Genomic DNA, 15,845 nt, shown 5'->3' with positions numbered 1-15,845 from the left:
ATACATTGGCCATGACAGTATCCGAAACAACCGTAGAAAAAGTAAAAGTTCCTGAGGCAATCGCCGATGCAGGGCTGAGCGACACCTATTTGACCCGACAAGCAGAATCTATCTGGAATCCGCCGTTCCCACCACAAAGGAGAACCTGTCTCACAACCTAAAAGTTGGGGACAATTGGAGTTTCTTTTTAAGGAACGGTTATTTTGGAGAGGTTCGGGAAGCTACCAACGAAGTTGACCCAACAATCGACTACACATTCGGTGCAAAAATAGTGACCGACCTTACCATAGGCTATAGCTTCACGAAGAGCGCAACACTTACCATCGGTGCAAACAACCTTTTGGATGTTTATCCGGACAAGAACGACCCTGCTTTTAGATCGGATGGAAGGTTTATCTATTCGAGAAGATCTGTGCAGTTTGGACAAAACGGTAGGTATGTTTTTGGTAGATTGACGTTCAAAATCCAATAACACTATCCTTTTTATCAAAATTTAATCTTGAAGCCCCTTCGCGGGGCTTCATTATTTTTATCTTTTCATAAAAAAGCATAGCTTAGAACCCCAATGGAACTAAGCAAAAAAATTGGTTTGGTCCTAGGACCGATTGTATTCCTCATACTGAACCTATTGCCTTTTGAAATGGTGTCAGAAAAAGGCGACCCCGTAATATCGATTGCCGCTTGGATGCTAATCTGGTGGATAACCGAGGCTGTATCTATTTCGGTGACCGCCCTCTTGCCATTGCTCCTATTACCCATTTTGAAAGTATTGCCGATTGCGGAGGTAGGTGCCAACTATGGAAGCCCCATCGTTTTTCTCTTCTTTGGCGGATTTGTAATGGCCCTTGCGCTGGAAAAGGTAAACCTGCACCGCAGGATAGCACTCAACATCATACGACTTACCGGTACCACGCCCAACAAAGTGATTCTAGGTTTCATGATCGCCACTGCCACCCTTAGCATGTGGATCAGTAATACGGCAAGTACAGTGGTTATGCTTCCTATTGCCATTTCTGTGATCAACTTATTGGTAAACGATGAAGACGGTTTTACCAAGAACGATCAAAACTTTGCCCTTTGCGTTATGCTGGGAATCGCGTTTTCTGCCAATGCAGGTGGAATTGCCACGGTTATAGGGACGCCGCCCAACTCGGTTTTGATCGGATTGTTGGAAAATGAATACAACACCGAAATTTCCTTTTTAAAATGGATGACCATTGGATTGCCCTTTTCCATCATCATGATTGCAATCTGCTACTTGGTTTTGGTCAAATGGATGTTCCCCAATCGGGGTTTAAAGTTTAGTGCCTCAAAGGAAGTAATCCGTACAGAATTGAAAAAATTGGGCCCAACATCCGGTAAGGAGAAAATGGTACTTGTCATTTTTGGTGTTACGGTTTTCCTATGGATTTTTAGAACGCTCATCAACAATATTTTTCCAAGTTTAGGGCTTACGGATACCATGATCAGCATTTTTGCGGCCATTGCTCTTTTTGCCATTCCGTACAACATTAAAAAAGGGGATTTTATCATCACTTGGAAGGATACATCCAAACTGGCATGGGGCATTCTAATCCTCTTTGGTGGAGGGCTCGCTTTGGCACAGGGAATGTCTACCAGTGGCATTGTGGATATGGTGGCCAACGCCATAGCACAGAGCGAAATAAGTGTTTTGTTTACTGCTGCACTGCTGATTTTCCTTATGCTTTTTATGACCGAATTGATGAGCAATGTGGCCCTTGTAGCGGTTTTGGCGCCCGTAGTGGCCGGTATCGCCATTGGTCTGGATATCCCCATGCTCCACCTGTTGATACCTGTTACCATTGCCAGTAGCTGTGCCTTTATGTTGCCCATGGCAACACCCCCAAACGCTATTGTATTTGCCAGTGGCTATGTAAAAATTCCGGAAATGGCACGGGTTGGTGTTATCCTGAATCTGATAGCAGTTGTTTTACTTATTTTGGTTTTCCAGTTTGTGATTCCGTTATTATTCTAAACCAAAAATGCCCCTCCGGGCGGAAGGGCATTTTCACAAACTAACTAACTCAAAAAAATGTAAGAAACTAACTTAACTAACGCTTCAACTTTTGACAAGCGAAGCGTAACTCTTTGTTAGGTACAAAGTTACAACCCTTTTTTGTGAAGATTATTATAATTAGTCTTTTGTTAACGTCACAATAAAAACCTCAGGAGACCTATTCCTTTTTACAGTTTTCGCTATTTGCTGAAATAATTTTATCAAAACATCCAAATGACTGAATTATCTATACGATAAATGCTGTTTTGCTACAAATACGCACATCATACTTACTGATGTTATTTTTTTGTTAACCAGTCATTTATTAGACTTTCTTAACAGACAAGAGATTGTACTCAAACAAAAACCCCTCGATCGAGGGGTTTTCATAGCTAACTCAAATAAGTTGTAAAATGAGAACATTTTACTGCATTGATCCTAGTATGGATCAAAATTTTCAGGGAGATACTTGGAAGTATCAAAACCCAGTTCCATATCTTCTTCCTCCATGTAGTTTACCGAAGTGATGGCCACTACATCCGTGTAAGGATCAAAACCTTCTGGCAACAAATACTCGCTATTGATTCCCAATACCAGCTCAGATTCATCTTCCAAGTAGGTAATAGATTTTAAATCCACGTACATCTCGTAAGGAGAAAAAGCTTCGGGCAAGTAATCTTTGGTATCAAAACCTAGGTCCATATCCTCTTCCTCCATATAATTGATGGAATGTACATCCACCACATCCGTGTAGGGGTTGAAATTCTCGGGCAAGTACTTTTGGACATCAAAGCCCAAAGAAGAATCAACATTGTTTTCGAGGAATATGATGGAATTCAAATCAAAATAGCTTTTGTAGGGGTTAAAACCTTCAGGAAGATAATCCGAGGTATCAAAACCTAGATGTACCTCTGGTTCTTCCTCCAAATACACTATTTCATTTAAATTCAATTCATACCAGGCATAATCTGCCATTTCTGAAGTTGAATTGTTTAACTCAGCACTGATGCTCAACGTGGTTAAACTGTTTTCTAAACTACCCGGTGTCTCGGATTGTACCTGGACAACTTTGGTATTTTGTTGGTCGTTGGCTATGGCGGTACTACTTAATAATACACTACCATAAATTAATAATAACTTGTTCATTTTTTGATTGAATTTTGTGATTGATGATATGCTTATAAGACTGACCAAAACCCGAAATGTTACAGTCTTTAGGAAATTTTCACAAATTCCAAACGTACGTTGAGCCCAGCTATACGGGGCGATTCCCTCCAAACCATCAGTAAAAGGCAGGACTCCCAAAGGTTGGGGCATAGCGTTAAAAAAACAGCCGTTAATATTTATTTAACAGTTAAATCTCACGAATTTTAGGTTCTTTGAATCTTCATAGTTATTCAAACGGACATATAATGATCAAAAATTTACTACCTCGACTACTTGTAGTCTTTATTTTATTGGGTACCGTTCAAAACATTGACGCCCAACTTTTCAAAAAGAAAAAGAAACAGACCGAACAAAAAAAGGAGGACAAATCCAAACCTGGTGATATAAAGCCTTATGATAAGGTCATCACCAAAGAAGCAAAGACCGACGAAGGTCTCTTCAGTGTGCATACTGTAGATGACAAACGTTACTACGAAATTCCAGATTCCCTGTTCAATCGTGAGATGCTAATGGTGAGCCGAATCTCCAAAACAGCCACAGGCATCGGTTTTGGTGGTGGAAAAATCAATACACAGGTACTACGCTGGGAAAAAAAGGACAAAAAGGTATTGGTGCGAGTTGCGTCTTATGAAAATGTAGCGGCAGATTCCCTTCCGGTGCACGAAGCAGTGGTAAACTCGAACTTTGAACCGGTTCTTTTCTCATTCGACATCAAGGCCATCAACAAAAAAGATTCCTTGAACCCTGCAACGGTAATCGAAATCGACCCTATGTTTACCGATGACGTAAAGGCCCTTGGTTTTCCTGATGGGTACCGAAAAAGATACAAAGTGACCCGAATGGACGGGGACCGTAGCTACATCGAATCCATCAAAAGTTACCCTTTGAACATAGAAGCAAGACACGTAAAAACGTATCTATCCAACGAACCACCAAGCAACTCCAGTTTGGGATCCATTTCTTTGGAAATCAATAATTCAATGATTTTATTGCCAAAAGAACCCATGAAACGCCGTTATTTTGACAGACGCGTAGGATGGTTTGCTAGAGGACAAGTGGATTACGGACTTGATGCACAGGAAAGCAAAACCGTTACCTACCTAGATCGTTGGAGACTCGAGGTAAAGGAAGAGGACATTGAAAAATACAAGGCAGGAGAATTGGTGGAACCTAAAAAACCAATTGTTTACTACGTGGACAGGGCAACTCCCAAAGAATGGGTTCCATACATAAAACAAGGTATCGAAGATTGGCAAGTAGCCTTTGAAGCGGCAGGTTTTAAAAACGCCATTATTGCCAAAGACCCTCCTTCACCCGAAGAAGACCCAGAATGGTCTCCCGAAGATGTTAGGTACTCTGTGGTTCGTTACTTGGCCTCTCCTATTCCAAATGCAAACGGTCCGCACGTGAGCGACCCAAGGAGCGGTGAAATTTTGGAATCGGACATTAACTGGTACCACAATGTAATGAGCTTGCTACGTGGATGGTATTTTGTGCAAACCGCAGCCATTAATCCAGATGCACAAAAAACACAGTTCAAAGAAGAAATTATGGGACGCCTGATACGTTTTGTATCCTCCCACGAAGTTGGACACACACTTGGATTGCCCCACAATATGGGGAGTAGTGTAGCCTACCCCGTTGATTCCTTGCGCTCTGCAAGTTTTACCCAAAAATATGGAACGGCACCATCCATTATGGATTATGCGCGTTTCAACTATGTTGCCCAACCCGGTGACGAAGGCGTTGCTTTGATGCCAAACATCGGTATCTATGACAAGTATGCCATTAAATGGGGATATAAGCCTATTTTGGACAAAACGGCCAAAGAAGAAAAACCTATTTTGAACGAATGGATCCTGGAACATGCCGGAGACCCCATGTACCGATTTGGTCACCAACAGGTAGGCGATATCCACGACCCAAGTTCACAAACCGAAGATTTAGGGGATGATGCCATCAAAGCTAGCTTATATGGTATAGAGAACTTAAAGCGAATTGTGCCCAACTTAATGCAATGGACCACCGAAGACGGTGAAAATTATGACGACCTGGAGACCATGTACGGTCATGTAGTGGCACAGTTCAGTAGGTATATGGGACATGTATCCAACAACATTGGAGGTGTTTATGAATACCACAAAACTGCAGACCAAGAAGGTGCAGTATACACCTATGTGGGCAAGAAGCATCAAAAGGACGCTATGGAGTTTATGCAAGAGCAACTCTTTGAGACCCCGGAGTGGTTGATAGACCAAAATATTTTAAATAAGATACAATATTCCGGTTCCATAGAACGAATCCGCGCAACACAAGAACGATACTTGAACACCATGTTGCATTTGGGCAAATTGGCCCGAATCATCGAAAATGAAACCTTGAACGGCGATGAAGCTTACGGATTGGTAGAGATGATGCGCGACCTTCGTAGGGGAATCTGGTCCGAGACACGAAGTGGAAAAACCATTGACACCTACCGTAGAAATCTTCAAAAAGCACATATTGATCGTTTGGAATACTTGATGACTGCCGAAGGTCAAAGCAAACAACCTGATTTTGGTGGTTACAGAAAATCAACCCCTATCAACACCAGCCAGTCGGATATTCGCTCGGTAGCCCGTGCTGAACTCAACAATTTAAAAAGCGATATCAGAGGTGGTCTTGCCAGAATTTCGGATACCATGAGCCGTTATCATTTGCAAGATGCAATGGAGCGCATTGACCTTATTTTGGAGCCTACGAAATAGGCATTTTTAAACAAAAAGTACCTGCAAGGTGTGATCGTTACCGTTCATCGATCACACCTTGCTTTTTTTTAAGTACGCATCCCTTAGAAGTCCTTTCACAACATATACGTGAGATTGCCAGTTGTTTTCACTACTTTAGTAATCCAAATCTCACATTCATGAACTACAAGACAAAAAGCTTAATCTACTTTTACTGTTTCGTGGCAGCTTCTACTTCCTACTATTTGATAGAGGAACACGATAAATTTAAAGATGATTTAAATTCCAAAACTTACGTTGAAACTCATTTTGAGGATGAAGATGAGTATTCCGATGATTCTGAAAAAACAACCCCCGAGGAAGAGCTCAAGTAATTTTCACAACACACTTTTTTACTGTTAAAAGCTTCACAAACTATCTATTGATGATTAAACCTTTTGGATCAAGCAGATGTCCAAGGAACAAATCATTAAAAAATTGAACAATTTGAAGCAATTTTATTGGTTATGCCAACAACAGTAAGCATGGCCGCCCAAAGACATGATGGTCCCAAAATGCGAAAAGGTCACAAAATGGACATGACCGCGGAACAAATGGCCACATTGCAGACAAAGCATATGACCTTGGCATTGGACCTAACCGAGGATCAACAAAATCAGATATACAAAATCAATTTGGAAAAGGCCCAGTTTGGAAAAGAAAAATGGGCAGAGGTGAAAGCGGCAAGAGAGAGTGGTGAATGGGAAAAAACCACTCCCGAAGAAAGATTTGAAATGCAAAACGCACGTTTGGACCGTCAAATCGCAATGCAGGAAAAAATGAGAACAATACTGGACACAGAACAGTATGAGACTTGGAAAAAGTTCTCCAATCGCAAAAAAATGCATGGCAAGAAAAAAATGCAGGAAAGAAGGAGAAGATGATAGTGTTTTTTGTTGATTTAAGAAGCCGCGCCAGCCATGGTCGCGGTTTCTTTTTTATATGTACTTAAAATTTATCTGCTATTTTACAGATATATTTGTTTATCTGCTATTTTACAGATATATTTGAATATCTACTGATAAGCAGATTTTTATAATTATCATGATAGCGATACTCACAGGGGACATTAAAAACTCCTCGGAACACAAGGCCAATAAATGGCTTCCTCTTTTAAAGAGTTCACTTTCCAAATACGGTAAGGAACCAAAGGATTGGGAAATTTATCGTGGTGACAGTTTTCAACTGCAGTGCACACCAGAAAATGCGCTGGAAGCTGCTATCTACATAAAAGCGTGCATCAAACAAATTCGCCAATTGGATGTTAGGATATCCATTGGATTGGGCGAAAAAAATTATGATTCACCAAAAATCACAGAATCCAATGGTCCCGCATTTATAAACTCCGGTGAATGTTTTGAAAACCTCAAAAAACAGAATCTGGGCATTAAAACCCCCAACGAGAAATTTGATGAGCTTATCAATCTATTACTGGAATTGGCCCTCTTGACCATGGACGATTGGACACCGGCAATCTCCAGAACTGTGCAATGTACCATGGACAACCCAGAAATGAATCAAAAAGAACTGGCATCGCTACTCAACAAATCACAAGGGAACATTAGCGAAGAATTGAACAAGGCTGGATTTGATGAAGTCAAAAAAATGATTCATTTTTACAAAGCACAACTCGCCCAATTATGATGATTTTGGCCCTAAAACTTATACTTGCCCACTTTATTGGAGACTTTGTACTCCAACCAGCACATTGGGTAGAGGATAAATTGGAGAAAAAGGGACGGTCCAAATACCTCTATTTTCATATTGGGGTGCATCTACTGGCTCTATTGATTATCCTACAATTTCAACACATTCTACCAATTTTGGTTATTGTAGTGACTCACTTCCTTATCGACTTGGGCAAATTATCCCTGACCAACGCAAAAAATTATCGCTGGCTATTCGTCTTAGATCAAGTATTGCATCTTTTGGTCCTTGGTGCGGTGCTGTATTGGATAGAACCGTTCCCGCTGGATTTCAGCAATTTGTTGACAGAAAACACCCTACTACTGATTACTTTTTTGGTGTTCGTCACCTACGTATCAGGTATTATAATGCGAATGTTGTTGGCTCCGTACATTGATGAAATTGCGAAGAACGATGTATCCGAGGAAGGAGGCTCGCTAAAAAATGCAGGAACCTATATCGGGATGCTGGAAAGGCTCTTTGTGTTTGGTTTTATTTTGATGCAGCAATGGGCTGCCATCGGTCTATTGATCGCAGCCAAATCCGTGTTCCGTTTTGGTGACCTCAACAAGGGCAAGAACAGAAAATTGACCGAGTACGTACTTATTGGTACACTATTAAGCTTTGGTCTGGCCATCCTATCGGGTACGTTTTATATGTATTTGGCCGAACAGCTTTAGCCACTACCAAAAAACGAAAAAGCCATCCTATAAAGAATGGCCTTTTCTGCACTAATTGAATCGAAACACTTGCTTAAAAAAAGTTGTTGTTCTTTAGAATTTGAAGGCTTTCCAATACGTTGTTTACCGCTAGGGTCATGGATTTTGCAGAGACCGTGGCACCCGAAATCCCATCGATATCTTTACCATACACCAGTTTCTCCCCCGATTTTCTTCCGATAAACTGTTTCAACCAACGCTGGCTTCCCACCTGGCGGCCATGATCTTCTCGGTAAATCAATATTTTGGATTTTTTCACGCTTAGGTCGGGATTGAGCAAAACCACATAGTCGAACGTTTTCTTTAAACTAGGGGCAACCCCCACATACACATATCCCAATTTTTTCTCCCCAGCAGTAATCCTGAACAAATTTTCCCCTCCCAATTCTGAAGGAGTTTTTCCGTTCAAATTGTCAGAGACATTCATCAGGTCCATGGAGAATTCATCGACTTCATACGTCCCCTGAATAGCGGTATTGATTTTTTCCTGCAGCCTGTCCGATATCTTGTCCGCCCTAAAACTAAAGAGCAGCAAGGTGGAAGCTATAATCAAACCACTAAAAAAGTGAAATCTACTGCCCTTCAACATGCTTTGTGTTTTTGTCCGCTATAAACTTGTTGATGGTCTCCAAAATCTCAGCTTTATCCGCGTTTTCTTTCTCCAGACCGTAAAAGTGCATGAACAACGGTTGACCATCGACCTGTTTCAACAAGGTCAAATCCCCTTCCCTTTCATATACTTCATCCCAAGCATCACGGGCAGTGGCCCAAAAATCCTTGTTCTTCTTCCACCAATCCTTGGCAGCTTTGCAGCGCTCATCGGCTACCTTAACATAGGTATTGTATCCTTTCTCTTGTGCCAACAAAACATCTTCCTTACCATCTTTACGGATAATTTTGTCATTGTCCTGTTCGTGCACCCATCCTGTAGTCGTGATTTCCTGCCTGTTTCCACGGCTCATCACGTTGTAATCGCTTCTTTTGGAATATTCCCTACGCGGTAGTGGAGAATCACTTTGGTTTTCCCAATAATGCTTTCCATCAAAATGGACCCAGGTAGAGGAACCTGCATATCTGGGACTATCGTCCACTTGATATACTTTTTGTGTCCATTGTCCCTTTACCTCCTCTGCAGGAAGCTCACTGAACACCCAATTATTGTCCTTATCATAATGGAAAATCTTCTGGTTTTCATACAACCAATCCTGTCTCCAGTGTTTGATTACCATAGTATCGTTGAGCACCAACAAGTGCTGCAAGGAAATTTTATCGTCTCCCTCTTCTATGGGCAGGGCCAGTTCCAGAGCACTGGAAGTATAGTCCAAATGTTTCTCGTAATCAATCTCGGGCGCAAAGGTTTCCGTGTACTTAAAACTGACTTCGTAGCAGCCGCACATGTCCAAAATAGCTTCGCGGTCCAGCTCTTTTTTTTCTTGCGCGGTTGCGCCAATGGTTGTTAAACCCACAACCAGCAAGGGTACCATAAAATTCTTCATATCGGTTCGTGTTAGATTGTTTTAAAAATGTTCTGGTCAAAAATAATAAACTTATTTAGATTAAATAAAAATAAAATATATATTTGCCCTCATAAATTAATTAGAATGAGTCTAAATAAAAATATCAATCTCCCATTTTTAACCTTACTTTTCTCCTTGTTCGGACTTGCGCAAGAATCAAAAACCACTCAAAAAGACTCATTGTCCATGCAACAATTGGACGAAGTGGTATTGACAGGCGAGAGCAAAGTAATGTCGCTGAGCAAAAAATTGTTCGCTGTGGGCGTTCTAGATCAAAAGGACATTGCCAAGGTAGCTGGAAACAATTTGGCCGACATTCTTAACTATAATCTCAATATTACCGTTACGCCGGACCCCTCCACGGGCCGTTCCACCATTAGTATGTTCGGATTGGACGGACAGTATGTAAAAGTGCTCATCGATGGTATTCCCATGGCCAGCGACAATGGTATGGGGAACAACATCGACATTACCCAGATCAATTTGGAGGATGTGGAACGGATAGAAATCGTGGAAGGATCCATGGGGGTGCTTTACGGAGACAATGCCGTGGCAGGCGTTATCAATATTGTGAGCAAACGCGGATTGAACAATAACCACAAATGGCAATTGCAGTTATCCGTACAAGAAGAGACCGTAGGCAGCGAATATGCCCTTTTTGATGAAGGCCGACATATCCAAAACGTAAAACTTAGCCATCAATTGAGTGATAAGACCAGTATTGCCATCGGGGGTTCCCGAAACGACAATGCTGGTTTTTTTAATGGTTACCGCGGAAAAAACTATGTGAACATTCAGGATAATGCGGTGGTAAACGATAGTCTCCGCGGGATGGAGTGGAATCCCAAGGAGCAATTGACGGCTTATGGCAACCTGAATACATCGCTGGGCAAACACAACATCTTTTACAAGATCCAATACTACGATGAATCCGTTCCAGTGTACAACCATTATATAAACGGTAGGCTGGACAGTAACACGGGGATGGTAAGGCCCACCGCCTTGGATGAAAATTTTGACACGGAGCGCCTCATGAACAACCTTAATGTTACAGGTCCCATCAAAGGGTCAACGGTCTACAACCTGTCCGTGTCCCATCAAACCCAAAAGCGCTATTACAAACAATATGTATACAATATCCTCGAGCAGGGAATCGAATCCGTTATCGCCGACGATTTAAGTCAATCCAGTGAAATATGGTACTCCAAGGGCTTTGTGAGCAATATGGTCCCCAAATCGGATTTCTTAAATCTGCAACTGGGGTATGAGTTTAACCATCAAACAGGTTTTGATGCCATTGCCACGGGCGCATATTCCAGCGATGTGGTGGAAAACACGTTGGAAAACTACGATTTCTTTGGGGTGGCGGATTTTAACTTAACCAACAGATTTTCCATCTTCCCAGGAGCCCGATTCACCAACAACTCCCAATTCGGCAACAAATTGATTTGGTCCCTCTCCTCTACCTACGACATCAGCAACACCTTCAAAATAAAAGCTGTGTTCGGTTCCGCCTTTAGGGCACCCAATTTTGAGGAGCTCTTTTTCTACTTTGTGGACTCCAACCACAATGTTCAGGGGAATCCCGAACTAGAGCCCGAAGATGGTATTTCACTTTTCTTGAACGTAGAAGAAAAATTTAGGCTGTCCGACACAAGTATGCTCAAAACCGCCCTAAAATCCTACTATTTTGATATTGACGGAAAAATAGCCTCAGTTATTGATGTGGACGAGCAGGACCGTAACCTGTTCACTTTTGATAATGTGGACCGTTCCAGAATATTAGGCTTCTCTTTAGAGAATTCCCTAACCATGAACCGTTGGCAGGCCTCTTTGGGGATGACGTATCTGGGTGCTTCCACCACGGTGGACGAATCTACGGAAGACAACAGCGATTACCTGTGGAGTTTCAATCTACAATCAGCCTTGAGCTATACGGTTCCATCAATCAACACCACCCTGTCCGCACAACTCAAGTACACGGGAAGAACCCAGATTGTACAAAGCGGCTCGGATGGTACCGAAGTGGGCCAAACCGATGATTTCACATGGATGGATGCCTCAGCACGGACCCATATTACCAAAAACTTAAGCCTTACCCTGGGCGCACGGAACATCTTCGACATTGTTCGAGTGAATGCCTCGGACACCCCCACGGGAGCCCACGGAAGTGGAGGCGCTCCAAGCCGTTTGTTCGGCAATGGAAGATCATATTACCTAAAACTATTATACAATCTAAATTTCAATTAAAACCAATGAGAAAAACAATCATTTTAAAAGCAATCGCACTTTTGCTCGTCATCAGCTCCTGTAGCGACGATGAGGGCCAAGACCTGATAGACTTCACGGTAAACTTCAACAGTGAGACCGTAAGCACCACCGAAAAGGACACCTCCGTTGATGTTCAGCTCAACTTTTCCAGACCTGCATCGGAAGCGGGAACCATTAGCATTGCCTACACAGCTACCAATGCGGAATATGGAACGGATTTTACGACTACCCCCGATGGAGAGTCGGGAACCATTGCCGTTGCAGTGGCAAAAGGGGACCATAGCGCCTCTTTTACCTTCAACAAATTGTCCAATGCCATTGAAGGTTCCACAAAATCGGTGACCTTTTCCATTGGCAGTTTTGATCAAACGGATTGGAAACAGGGGGCCAAAGCATCTGCTTTGGTGAGCTTTACCCCTATCGCATCCACAAACGGTATAATCGATTCCGAAAACGGTGGGTCCAACATACCCAATCAGGTCTATTTTGATTTTAGCTCCGCGACCCAGACGGCCGTGCGCCGCGACACTTGGGAAATTGCGTTCTACAATGGAACTGAAAACCGCGTGTTCTTAAATCCAGCCTTGGCCGTATCTGCCGTTGAAATAACAGGTGAAACCGATTTACTTGCTATTACAGAAGCTAGCGACCTTCCCGAACCGATGGAATTGACAGGTCTTAACGCCATGTTTCAGCCAGAAGCCGTAACTGTAGGCACCGTGTCCGAACTTTTGGAAGGTTTGCCCGTAGGCTATTATCAATACGGAAATTTGGACGAAGGCATTTCCTTTACCGACAATGCCGAAGGCACCTTGGAGGGGACCGCTTTCTCCGAGGTATCCACCACTGCAACGGAAAACTATGTGTACATCCTTAGTTTGGGATACGAAATTCCAACGAAGCCAGCAGAAACAGGGAGCATCGCAACTACTGGCGACCAAAGAGGGTACATGAAGGTCAGGGTATTGAGCGATGGTAACAGCTACACCATTCAATATGCAGAATTGGCCGAAACCGAGTCGTACAATGAAGTGACAATATCCAAAGACGCTGCCTACAACCTTACCGCTTTTAGTTTGACCAACGGCGAAACCATTAGCGTAGAGCCCAACAAAGACCAATGGGACATCAACCTTAGCGGAGTATTCTCTTACTACGGAGATTCTGGCGGCTTGGTTGCCGGGCTTACCTATTCCGACTACGTGCTCCACAATACATTGGGCAATGTGGGACTCTACCAGGTGACCATTGAAGGGGATGTTCCCACCTACTCCAACTTTACCATGGGCGATGTGGACGAATCCGCATTTGTATTTGACAACAGAGCTGTTGTGGGCAGTGGCTGGAGAGATGCCTTTAATGGTGTGATCAACGAAAATGTGTACTACGTGCTAAAAGATGCCGATGGAAACTACTACAAATTCGATTTTACGGATTATAAAAGCACGGAAGGCGAAAGGGGGCACTACCAGTTTACCTATGAACGCCTGTAACGATTCATTTATTCAGATGCTCAACACTGGACCCATACTACCTTTTGTTATCCCATTATCCTGAGTGGTTCAGTTTGAGTTAGTTTGTGTGAGGAGCGGGGCCAGTGGTCCCGCTTTTTTTTATCCTCTTTTACGACACTAAAAAAATCGATAGCGTTAAGGCAAAACACCAAAAAGCGCTTACTTTATTTAAAAGACATCAAAATGAAGGACGACATGGGAGTAATAGCAACAGATAATCGAAAAATACAATTGTTCTACAACGGCAATACCAATAAAGGGCAACAAACCTTTGCCTACCTTAAATCCAGCAATAAAGAAGTGCTGAACGTAGACCTTTGCAAAACAAAGGTAACCGCTACCCAATGGGTGGAACTGGCCGAACTTTTGAACAAACCCATCAGGGGGCTTATAAATACCGATCATGCAGATTTTATAAAGGAATATGGCGAAAATTCTGACCTAAAACGCGAGGATGATTGGCTAAAGGTATTGGAGAACAACCCCAAGGTGGTAACGCAACCCATCATTGTGAACGGGGACAAAGCAATACAGATTGACACCCCCTCGGAGGTAGTGCCCTTTTTGGAGGAAGAAGATTAGGCCTTCCCTCCCATATCTATTAAACATAACATTAATACACTTATGCCGCAACGCAAAGTCTCCCGCTACCTGAAAATAACCGTCATTATCCTCTTAGTTTTGATTTTGATGGGCATTGCGGCACAATGGTTCTTCACCCACAAGGTAAAGTCCATACTAAAGGAAAAAGTGCCTGCAGAACTCAACCTCACCTATGGTGATGTAAGCACCAACGTACTTTTGGGAAAAATCAGCCTGAGCGATGTGAGCGCCAACAACTCGGAGCAAAACATCGATTTCAAGGCTAACTCTGTTACCGTATCGGGTCTGGAATACATCCCTTTGCTTCAAAATGGGGATATTACCATTGGTGAGATAAGCCTCGAAGCTCCCAAGGTCGTTTATCATCAAACGGAAAAAGACACTACCTCAAAAAAAGAGAAACAAGACCCTTCCAAAACCTATACCGTCAGTACCTTGAGCATCCAAAACGGGACGTTTCATATGTTGAACAAAACTGCCGACAGCACGGCCACTGTGAAGGGCATCGACTTTACCCTTTCCGATATCAAATTTGATAAAGAGACCGCTCAAGAAAATATCCCCTTTGCCTTCGGTACCTACGAGCTGAGCACCAAAAAAGGCTACTACAGCATGAGCGCTTTGGAGTTTATCCAATTTGAACGGATGCAGCTAACGCCCGATGCTGGCGGATTTCAACAGTTTGTGTTGCGCACCAAATACAGCAAATCGGAACTTTCCCGACGGTTACAGGTGGAGCATGACCATTACAACCTCAACATTGATGACATTTCGTTGACCGATTGGGATTTCGGCTTCGAGAACGACCTGCCCTACTTTCACTTGGGCGAAATGCAATTGCGGAAACCCATTTTTCATGTGTACCGCGACAAGCTGTTGCCCGACGATACCACCCATAAAAAACTGTACAACCAGGCGCTCCGCGAGTTAAAAATGGACCTGCAAGTGGATTCCATTGGTATTTCCGAGGGGCTCATCACCTACCAAGAGCGGTTGGAGGCCGATGTGGAACCCGAAGAATTGAGGTTTGCCGATATTCAGGCCACCATCAGCAACCTGCACACCCAAGGTAAGGGCGATGTAGCCATAGACATCAACGCCAAATTGATGGACAACGGTCCGTTTAGTTTGGAGTGGAGTTTTGACCCCCAAAACAAGGCCAACCGCTTTTTGGCCAAAGGCTCGCTGTCCAATTTTAAGTCGGAGAGCATTAACCCGTTTTTAAAGACCAACCTCAATGCAGAGGTCACGGGCACCATTCAGCAAATGTATTTTACGATCAGTGGCAACGAACTGGAGTCGCAGGGCGATATGAAGATGAAGTATGATGATTTTGAGTTCACCGTACTAAAAAAAGATGGATTGGGCGTAAACAAAATCCTTACCGCCGTTGTGAACCTGTTTACCAAAAAGGGTGAAAAAACGGATGCGGACGGCTTTCGCCACGGAGATTTTAAGGTAGAGCGCAACCAGACGAAATCTTTCTTCAATTATTTATGGATCAACCTAAAAGAAGGCTTGGTCGACACTATGATGGGACGCGGCAAGAAAAAGGACTGAGGTTTTTGGTTATTGGTTATTGGTTA

General features: G+C 42.9%; 15 protein-coding genes. 12 read left to right on the top strand and 3 right to left on the bottom strand.

From position 1 onward, the window contains the following. Positions 1–11: 11 nt before the first annotated feature. From J0656_RS20210 to J0656_RS15515, 3 genes are all read left to right on the top strand, one after another. Positions 12–161, top strand: coding sequence for a hypothetical protein (locus J0656_RS20210; RefSeq protein ID WP_237688965.1), 150 nt, complete (start codon positions 12–14; stop codon positions 159–161). Positions 162–271: 110 nt separating this feature from the next. After that, positions 272–472 carry a hypothetical protein gene (locus J0656_RS20375; protein ID WP_335622056.1) on the top strand — a complete coding sequence of 67 codons (201 nt, stop codon included), beginning with the start codon at positions 272–274 and terminating at the stop codon, positions 470–472. Positions 473–565: 93 nt separating this feature from the next. Further along, positions 566–1,996: an SLC13 family permease gene (locus J0656_RS15515; protein ID WP_207035500.1), complete on the top strand. Its 1,431-nt coding sequence runs from the start codon at positions 566–568 to the stop codon at positions 1,994–1,996. Positions 1,997–2,455: 459 nt separating this feature from the next. On the opposite strand, the gene J0656_RS15510 is transcribed toward J0656_RS15515, so the two are convergent. After that, positions 2,456–3,163 (bottom strand): hypothetical protein, encoded by a 708-nt coding sequence (locus tag J0656_RS15510; RefSeq protein WP_207035498.1) that lies wholly within the window; start codon positions 3,161–3,163, stop codon positions 2,456–2,458. Positions 3,164–3,429: 266 nt separating this feature from the next. Between J0656_RS15510 and J0656_RS15505 the strand changes: the two genes are divergently transcribed. The 5 genes from J0656_RS15505 to J0656_RS15485 all read left to right on the top strand — a co-directional run bounded on the left by J0656_RS15505 (position 3,430) and on the right by J0656_RS15485 (position 8,315). Further along, positions 3,430–5,931 (top strand): zinc-dependent metalloprotease, encoded by a 2,502-nt coding sequence (locus tag J0656_RS15505; protein ID WP_207035496.1) that lies wholly within the window; start codon positions 3,430–3,432, stop codon positions 5,929–5,931. A gap of 158 nt (positions 5,932–6,089) precedes the next feature. After that, complete coding sequence (locus tag J0656_RS15500; RefSeq protein ID WP_207035494.1) at positions 6,090–6,284, top strand: hypothetical protein; 195 nt, start codon at positions 6,090–6,092, stop codon at positions 6,282–6,284. A gap of 132 nt (positions 6,285–6,416) precedes the next feature. Beyond that, positions 6,417–6,833 carry a DUF4890 domain-containing protein gene (locus J0656_RS15495; RefSeq protein WP_207035492.1) on the top strand — a complete coding sequence of 139 codons (417 nt, stop codon included), beginning with the start codon at positions 6,417–6,419 and terminating at the stop codon, positions 6,831–6,833. Positions 6,834–6,993: 160 nt separating this feature from the next. Beyond that, positions 6,994–7,593, top strand: a complete 600-nt coding sequence (locus J0656_RS15490; protein ID WP_207035490.1) for a transcriptional regulator — start codon at positions 6,994–6,996, stop codon at positions 7,591–7,593. Then, positions 7,590–8,315, top strand: coding sequence for a DUF3307 domain-containing protein (locus J0656_RS15485; protein ID WP_207035487.1), 726 nt, complete (start codon positions 7,590–7,592; stop codon positions 8,313–8,315). The genes J0656_RS15490 and J0656_RS15485 overlap by 4 nt, the downstream gene beginning before the upstream one ends. Before the next feature lie 73 nt (positions 8,316–8,388). Here J0656_RS15485 and J0656_RS15480 read toward each other — a convergent pair whose 3' ends face one another. Both J0656_RS15480 and J0656_RS15475 read right to left on the bottom strand, forming a co-directional pair. Continuing rightward, positions 8,389–8,943 (bottom strand): FMN-binding protein, encoded by a 555-nt coding sequence (locus tag J0656_RS15480; protein ID WP_207035485.1) that lies wholly within the window; start codon positions 8,941–8,943, stop codon positions 8,389–8,391. Next, positions 8,927–9,850, bottom strand: a complete 924-nt coding sequence (locus tag J0656_RS15475; protein WP_207035483.1) for a DUF6607 family protein — start codon at positions 9,848–9,850, stop codon at positions 8,927–8,929. Before J0656_RS15475 ends, J0656_RS15480 begins: the two co-directional genes overlap by 17 nt. 105 nt (positions 9,851–9,955) lie before the next feature. On the opposite strand from J0656_RS15475, the gene J0656_RS15470 reads away from it, so the two are divergent. The 4 genes from J0656_RS15470 to J0656_RS15455 all read left to right on the top strand — a co-directional run bounded on the left by J0656_RS15470 (position 9,956) and on the right by J0656_RS15455 (position 15,819). Then, on the top strand, positions 9,956–12,121 hold the full coding sequence (locus tag J0656_RS15470; RefSeq protein ID WP_207035481.1) for a TonB-dependent receptor plug domain-containing protein: 2,166 nt from the start codon (positions 9,956–9,958) through the stop codon (positions 12,119–12,121). A gap of 5 nt (positions 12,122–12,126) precedes the next feature. Beyond that, positions 12,127–13,635 (top strand): HmuY family protein, encoded by a 1,509-nt coding sequence (locus J0656_RS15465; RefSeq protein ID WP_207035479.1) that lies wholly within the window; start codon positions 12,127–12,129, stop codon positions 13,633–13,635. Between the two features lie 204 nt (positions 13,636–13,839). After that, the gene (locus J0656_RS15460) at positions 13,840–14,238 is read left to right on the top strand and encodes an arsenate reductase family protein (RefSeq protein ID WP_237688964.1); all 399 of its coding nucleotides are present in this window, start codon (positions 13,840–13,842) and stop codon (positions 14,236–14,238) included. A gap of 42 nt (positions 14,239–14,280) precedes the next feature. Beyond that, positions 14,281–15,819, top strand: a complete 1,539-nt coding sequence (locus tag J0656_RS15455) for an AsmA family protein (RefSeq protein ID WP_207035477.1) — start codon at positions 14,281–14,283, stop codon at positions 15,817–15,819. Positions 15,820–15,845 lie beyond the last annotated feature (26 nt).

The sequence above is a fragment of the Flagellimonas aurea genome, from assembly GCF_017313785.1.
GTDB lineage: Bacteria > Bacteroidota > Bacteroidia > Flavobacteriales > Flavobacteriaceae > Flagellimonas > Flagellimonas aurea.
The sequence above is the reverse complement of the archived record's forward strand: the minus strand, read 5'-3'. Positions and strand labels throughout refer to the sequence as shown.